Genomic DNA, 479 nt, shown 5'->3' on the forward strand with positions numbered 1-479 from the left:
TCCATCGTCACCACGCCTGCTGTCACCCCAAACTCATCAATGACGATTGCCATATGAATTTGGTTTTTTTGAAAAAGACGCAGCAGGTTGTCAGAACGCGCAGTTTCACTGATATAAATTGGCTGACGTACAATCGCATCAAGATTAAAATGGTCAATGTTTTGACCTTGCGCCTTGGCGACCAAAAACGGAATCAAATCTTTGGCAAGTAAGATACCCATTACCGTGTCTTTATTGTCATCGGTAATACAGGATAACGCGAGTGGGCGGTTTCCATATAGAGCGACATGATGTCTTGCAAGTTTTGGTGCTGGGTGATGCCTGCAACGTGGCTGACAGGGGTCATGATTTCTCGCACTTGAATAGCGGGTAAATCTAGCACGCCCTCTAACATATCGACGGTGTCGGGCGCCAAAAATCGACGTGAATCATGTACCAATTTGACTAGTTCATCACGGGTTTCAGGGGCGGTGGATAGC

General features: G+C 46.6%; 2 protein-coding genes. Both read right to left on the bottom strand.

Annotated features, from left to right (window positions below):
- On the bottom strand, positions 1–221 hold a 221-nt coding region (locus M3175_RS25865), incomplete at its 3' end, for a CBS domain-containing protein (protein WP_503328628.1).
- A partial coding sequence (locus M3175_RS25870; protein WP_251524555.1) for a CorC transporter family protein occupies positions 221–479 on the bottom strand: 259 nt, incomplete at its 5' end. The genes M3175_RS25870 and M3175_RS25865, both read right to left, overlap by 1 nt.

It is taken from the genome of Robertmurraya korlensis (assembly GCF_023715225.1).
Taxonomy (GTDB): domain Bacteria; phylum Bacillota; class Bacilli; order Bacillales; family Cytobacillaceae; genus Robertmurraya_A.